The following is a 6093-nucleotide window of genomic DNA, read 5'->3' on the forward strand; positions in this document are numbered from 1 at the left end:
AGGATGGTGTAATCTCCGGGGTCTCCTGGAATTGCGCGGTTCCATGATCATGATTTCAGCGCCTCCATGCTCGTGGTGCGGTCGATGTGGTTCAATGATACATTAAGGAGTTCCAAGTGTCACATTGTATTGTTTCGATTCAATACCCTTTCATTCCCGAATAAGGATGCTCGACCTCTCCTAAAAGCTCCACCGTCTGCGCATGATCTGCAGCCCACCATTTGAACCCTTTCTCAGTCCTGACCGTCCATTCGTCGTCGACCTGCAGTTGTGTCTCGTAAAGCCAGTCGATCGTATCCTCGCCCTTATACACAACAGAGTCCCCCTTCTCTCACGATGTCGCTTGACACCATTGTCTACCGGTTTGTATTCGAGGGCTGTTGTCTTTAGCCCAGCAATCCGTAGGCTGCCTCTTTTATCTCCTCCTCCGTATGGTCGGGATGCATTTCTAGCAGCATCTCCATAACCCAGTCGCGCTTTGTATCTTCCGAGGAGTCCCCACCAGTTGCCTGTTCGTGGGGCTGTTCCCTCCCTGCGTTGAACGACGAGCTGGGTTCTTTCTGCTGCCCTTCTGATGTGCGACTCGTAATCAGATCGAGCAATGCCTGCTCCTTCGGCAGACGTGACACTGCTTCTTCCATCATAGTCTCTATCAGTCTCTCCGCGAGTTTTGATATCATCTGTGAGCGCTCTGACTTGTTCACCATAACCAGCCTCCTCTTGTTAGGAAAACGAAAAAAATGCCTCTCAATTCTGAGAGGCATTAAGAAACTAATTCCCATAGGACTTAAACGTCCGTATGGATACCCCTCTTATCATCAGCACCGGATAACCGGAGCACTGGTATTGGCACCACATCCATTTTTACAGACAGGTCGCCGGGCTTCATCGGGCCAGTCCCTCAGCCACTCTCGATAAAAAGTCTAGGTTGAAAAGATGCGCTTCAATTATATTAAAAATTATAACATAATTCTCGCTATTATCAATAGCTATGGCCTCACGTCTTCGTGTTGCAGTACTAGACTCTTGTCTAGACATGATTTTCCGTCGGAAGGATAGCTTGTATTGTGTAATCCGCATCATCTTCTATGACTTGCGATTTTTGAGATATGTTAGGTTCCGTCCTTTACTCAAGTGCTTGGGAGCTTGAAAGGATTATGACTCAAAAGTCTGTTCTATTCCAGCAATAGAAAGTAAAAAATTACGACTGTGAGCGATGTTTTCACCCGTAGATCTTCGCCATCTCGCTGTTCGTGTGGCCGAGCCTTCGGGCGATGGGACCGTAGAATCCCTCGACGTAGCACGGCGAGTTCCTCCATTGACGACCGTAGAGCTTGCGCCTCCAGTCGGGGCCGTGCTGCTCCCGCAGTTCGGCGGCCCTCTCCTGTTTAAGGTCTCGAGCGTACTGGTGTCTTAACGAGTGCAAATCCCATCCGCTCTCCCTGTTAAGGCCCTCCTTGAGCCTCGCTCGCCTCCAAGCAGTTAAGACCATTCACCTTTTCCCGGAATGTCCTTTCTTCGCTCAATGTCTGCATGTTCATCCCTCCTCGCGATTTGTAGCAAGGAAGTCTAGCGGTCACACGCGCGTCAAACAGATCGGGGTTCGTGGGTAATGGCTCGGGCTGTCCGCAGATGTGTTCTTTCGGAAGAGAGCGCAGGAGTGAGGGGAGTTGCAAGCCTTTGTCGGAGTCCAACGGATAGACTCTGCCGGGTCAATTCCTCATGTCGCTCGGTTATCTCCACGTCGAACAAAAAACGGGGAAGGCTTTCAATGCCTTCCCCTTGCCCTGCTTATGCGATCGCCTCGCTCGGCCCGTGTCCGAGGATAAAAAAATGGCGGAGAAGGTGGGATTCGAACCCACGGGACCTCGCAGCCCAGACGCTCTCCAAGCGCCCGCCTTCGACCACTCGGCCACTTCTCCGCTCAACGGCAGGTATTATATCACAGATTGTTTGATTGCAAACCGGGTGCGCGCAAAAGCCCGGTTCAGATATATTTGCGGGCCTCTCTGACGCTCAATGCCGCCATCCGACTTCCGTAACGCTCAAGGAAATCCCTCACCCAGTCCGGGTTCGTCTTGCTGTAGTCCCTCAGGCTCCATCCGATGGCCTTGTTGATGAAGAACTCCGTCTGTCCCAGGTTGTTGACGATGATTTTCTCCAGCAGGGCTTCGTCGGTCTTTTCCTTTCTCGTGAGCTGGTGATCTATCGCTATTCTCCGGAGCCAGATGTCCTCGTCGAGGCTCCATTCAAGCATGATCTCGTTCACCTCGGGGAATGCAAGGGCTATGTCCCCCACTATCATGTCGAGCGAGTCGACTGTATCCCACCAGGGCTTGGTCACGACAAGGGTGCGGATGTTCGGTATGTGGGCCGCTGTCAACGAGGGCTTCATTTTTCCAAGGTAGTCGATGGCAAGGTATTGAAACTCCCGCTCCGGCTGGTCCCAACACTTGAAGACAAACTGCCAGTCGAGGGGTTCACGGCACTTTGCCTTAAGAAATTCGCGGCTAAGTTTTGTCCGCTCGGGCTTCTGTATGCCTAAAAAGGGAAAGAGCCCCCGCATGTACTCGCTCATAGGAGCGCCCTTGTCCGGGTTGCGAGCGTCTCTGAAGGTTTTGAATATGTCCATGCGGGCTTCCTCCTGTTCATCGAGCGTCGGCCGGAGTTTATCAGAGCGGGGATCTTCACTGAAAAGGGGTGTTATAGATGGCGGAGAGAGTGGGATTCGAACCCACGGGACGGCAAGCCGCCCAATTGATTTCGAGTCAATCGCCTTCGACCACTCGGCCACCTCTCCGCACGAGAAGATATTATACACACTCCGTCAGAGGTTGCCAAGTCTTTTTTTTGCCCCAAGCGTGCTACGGGGTATAATGAATGTAACAGGTTCAACGGTTGATTGTCCTTCGGCGATCGGCCTTCCAAGCCTCGCAACAAAACGTGAAAGAGCGTGAAAATTCTATGAGCTGGAAAATCATAGCCCACACGGCGGACGCCGGGCTGGAGGTCTCCGCCCGATCTTGGAACGAGCTTTTCAGCCTGGCAGCCGAGGGGTTTTACCATCTTTGCCTTGATGGGGCGCCCGCACCTTCGCTCCAAGGGGCGGACGGCGATCCGCACGTAATTTCGATCGATGCGGTCGACCTCGAGGAGCTTGCGGTCTCCTGGCTGAATGAGTTGCTCTTTCTTCTCGAGACGAGATACGTGCTTTTCGCGCCGTCGTCGCTTTCGGTGTCGGATACCGAGGCGACTCTGACAGCCGAGGGAGTGCTGATTCCTTCGAATCATGACAGGATCGCGGTGAAGGCGGCCACTTACGGTGGCATTGAAGTTAACGCCGATCCCTCGCCGTTCTTGCGGGTGTTTTTGGATATGTGAGAGGAGGCGAATGCCCTTGCGTAAATACATGGAGAGAATAGATGACGAGCGCATTCTGCTTAAGCAAGGAGCAGTTCCCGGCATGAGAGTTCCGGGGATGGTATATGCGGACGGCTACATTGAAAATTCCCTTGAAGAGGATAACTCCCTGCTCCAGGTGGCGAACGTGGCGACCCTTCCAGGGATCGTCGGCTACAGCTTCGCCATGCCGGATATTCACTGGGGGTACGGCTTTCCGATAGGGGGCGTGGCCGCTTTCAGCGAGGAGGAGGGAATAATCAGCCCCGGAGGGGTCGGCTACGACATCTCCTGCGGGGTGCGATTGCTCTCCTCCCGGATACCGGAGCAGGAGGTCCGAAAAGCGGTCGACTCGCTTCTGCCTGCGCTCTTCTCCGCTGTGCCGTCAGGGGCTGTCTCCGGCGGCGGCATGGAGCTTTCGAAGAGGGAGCTCGACACGGTGCTTGAGAACGGAGCCGAGTGGGCGGTGAAAAAGGGTTTCGGATCGAAGGAGGACCTGGTAAAGACGGAGGAGCGCGGACGACTAGCGGAGGCGCTGCCGGACGCGGTCTCGCAAAGGGCCAAGGAGAGAGGGAGAAATCAGCTGGGCACGCTAGGCTCGGGCAATCACTTCCTGGAGATTCAGACCGTGGACGAGATCTACGATGACGAGGCCGCCGCTAGGATGGGCCTTTCAGAGGGATGTGTCACGGTGATGATTCACTGCGGAAGCCGCGGCCTTGGGCACCAGGTGTGCGATGACTCCCTTAAGATAATGCGCCGGGCGATGGCGAAGTACGGGATCTCCGTGCCGGACAGGCAGCTGGTATGCGTCCCGGTGGCCTCGCCGGAGGGGCGCGAGTATCTCGGCGCGATGAGGGCGGCGGCGAACTTCGCCATGGCAAATCGTCATGTGATAGCCGACGCGACGCGGCGGGTTTTCAAGAGGTATTTTCCGAAGGAGCATCTGGCGGCTGTGTGGGATGTGAGTCACAATCTGGCTCATATGGAAAGGCATCGTTGGGAGGGGAAGGAGATCTCCCTCTGCGTTCACAGGAAGGGCGCTACTCGCGCATTTGCCGGGGAGCCGGTGCTGATACCGGGGAGCATGGGAACGGAGAGCCATGTGCTGCTGGGAACGGAGCGGGCGGAGGCGGAGACGTTCGGCTCCACGTGCCACGGAGCGGGGAGAAGGATGAGCAGAAAAGAGGCGCTTAAAAGGACCGACGGCGGCAAGCTGATACGATCTCTTTCGAAAAAAGGGATAACCGTGATGGCGCAGAGCAGGCGCACTCTTGGCGAGGAGGCCCCAGATGCGTACAAGGACGTGTCCAACGTCGTGGAGGTCGCTCACCGAGCGGGGATAAGCCTGAAAGTGGCCAGACTGCGTCCCGTCGCGGTGATGAAGGGCTGAGCCGGCGGCACAAGGACCGGTCGATAGTGTTTTCATGTGGAAAGAAGGAAGATGATGAGGACGATTACGGAGGATCTTATCGAGTGCGGCCTTTCCGCCTTCGAGGGACAGAGGGTGGAGGATGTTCGGATAGGTTTGGGGTATTCTGCTGTGAAACTGAATGACGAACGGGCAGGCGCGGCCTGTGTTCTTCGCCACCGGCTCGGCATCGCAGGCTGTTCGCTTCTGCCGAAGGCGGGATCCTTGACCGGAAGGGCGGCGGAAGAGCTTTTACCACTGCTGGGCTCGAAAAACGTCGTGGAGACCGCGCTGGCACTGGCAACGCTGAACGCCCTGACAAGCTACGAGGACGCCGATGCGGACTCCCCGAACGACGACCTTGTGGAGCTTCTGGGCATTGTCTCTACCGACAGTGTTGGTATGGTCGGGGACATCTCCCCCGTGATGCGCCTGATAGAGCCGCACGCGGGTAAATGCACCGTCTTCGACGAGGGGAAGGTCGGGCGGGAGGGGATCGCCGATACATCGCTGGAGGAAGTGGAGCTGCCCAAGTGCGATGTGGTGATCCTGTCGGCGACCACCCTGTTGAACGGTACGTTCGAGGATGTCCTGGCGATGTCCTCGAATGCAAGGGAGATCTGCGTAATGGGACCCTCGACGCCCTTGCTGCCGGAGCCGTTCGCCAAGCGCGGGGTCACCGTCCTGTCCGGAAGGCGCTTCACGGACCCGGAGGGGCTGCTTAGGATCGTAAGCGAGGCGGGGGGGACGAAGTCCTTCGGACGGGTGAGCCTGAAGGTGAACCTGCGGATAAAGTAAGAGGACTAGGGGCCGCAAGCTTACAGACCGGAAAAAACTCTTGCCGCCCTGACATCCGGGGCGGCAAGAGTTGTCCATGGTCTCTCTAGTCGTAGTCGGCGTCGTGCGCGTGTTTCTTTGCGTCGAGCGCGGACTTCGGGGGACGGACCTCGGCGTAGGTGCTGGCGTTGTTTATAACGTACCAGAGGCCGTCGTGCTGCTGCATCCAGACGCTCCTCGGGCTGTCCGCGCCGGAGCTCCTGAGGTAGAGCTGGGTATAGTCCGCTTCCTTACGCTTCGAGGCTATGTCCAGCGAGAAGTTGTCCGGGGACATGGAGTAGCTGTTCTCGGGCGACGTGCCCGCTGCGAAGCTGCGGAAAATGTAGTGAAACGACTCGTCCTGCAGGCGATCGATGAAAGTCCTGTTGACGCTGGACTTCTCAAGGGACATGGGCAGATGCATGGCGTAGCGGAGCATCTTCGAGGCTTCGCTCCTTTTGCTCGGG

Annotated in this window: 8 protein-coding genes, 2 tRNA genes and 1 riboswitch; of the genes, 3 read left to right on the forward strand and 7 right to left on the reverse strand. The window is 56.4% G+C overall.

Annotated features, from left to right (window positions below):
• Positions 1-139 precede the first annotated feature (139 nt).
• The 6 genes from GX181_03650 to GX181_03675 form a co-directional block, all read right to left on the reverse strand.
• The gene (locus tag GX181_03650) at positions 140-313 is read right to left on the reverse strand and encodes a hypothetical protein (protein NLM71043.1); all 174 of its coding nucleotides are present in this window, start codon (positions 311-313) and stop codon (positions 140-142) included.
• Positions 314-386: 73 nt separating this feature from the next.
• Positions 387-707 carry a hypothetical protein gene (locus GX181_03655; protein NLM71044.1) on the reverse strand — a complete coding sequence of 107 codons (321 nt, stop codon included), beginning with the start codon at positions 705-707 and terminating at the stop codon, positions 387-389.
• 102 nt (positions 708-809) lie between these two features.
• Positions 810-921, reverse strand: a riboswitch (SAM riboswitch).
• A 301-nt stretch (positions 922-1222) separates the two neighbouring features.
• The gene (locus GX181_03660; protein ID NLM71045.1) at positions 1223-1492 is read right to left on the reverse strand and encodes a hypothetical protein; all 270 of its coding nucleotides are present in this window, start codon (positions 1490-1492) and stop codon (positions 1223-1225) included.
• Positions 1493-1834: 342 nt separating this feature from the next.
• Positions 1835-1922 (reverse strand) — tRNA-Ser (locus GX181_03665).
• A gap of 65 nt (positions 1923-1987) precedes the next feature.
• A complete protein-coding gene (locus tag GX181_03670; GenBank protein NLM71046.1) occupies positions 1988-2632 on the reverse strand; it encodes a DNA alkylation repair protein in 645 nt (214 codons plus the stop codon).
• Positions 2633-2710: 78 nt separating this feature from the next.
• A tRNA-Ser gene (locus GX181_03675) sits at positions 2711-2800 on the reverse strand.
• A gap of 164 nt (positions 2801-2964) precedes the next feature.
• Here GX181_03675 and GX181_03680 point away from each other — a divergent pair.
• Genes GX181_03680 through GX181_03690 form a run of 3 tightly spaced genes read left to right on the forward strand, consistent with a single transcriptional unit; the run spans position 2965 to position 5608 of the window.
• Entirely contained in the window at positions 2965-3381 is a 417-nt protein-coding gene (locus tag GX181_03680) for an archease (protein NLM71047.1), read from the forward strand.
• A gap of 10 nt (positions 3382-3391) precedes the next feature.
• Positions 3392-4792, forward strand: coding sequence for an RtcB family protein (locus tag GX181_03685; protein ID NLM71048.1), 1401 nt, complete (start codon positions 3392-3394; stop codon positions 4790-4792).
• A gap of 54 nt (positions 4793-4846) precedes the next feature.
• Positions 4847-5608, forward strand: coding sequence for a DUF364 domain-containing protein (locus GX181_03690; protein NLM71049.1), 762 nt, complete (start codon positions 4847-4849; stop codon positions 5606-5608).
• Between the two features lie 85 nt (positions 5609-5693).
• On the opposite strand, the gene GX181_03695 is transcribed toward GX181_03690, so the two are convergent.
• Entirely contained in the window at positions 5694-6050 is a 357-nt protein-coding gene (locus GX181_03695) for a hypothetical protein (GenBank protein NLM71050.1), read from the reverse strand.
• Between the last annotated feature and the right edge of the window lie 43 nt (positions 6051-6093).

Source organism: Synergistaceae bacterium (assembly GCA_012521675.1).
Lineage (GTDB): Bacteria > Synergistota > Synergistia > Synergistales > Aminobacteriaceae > JAAYLU01.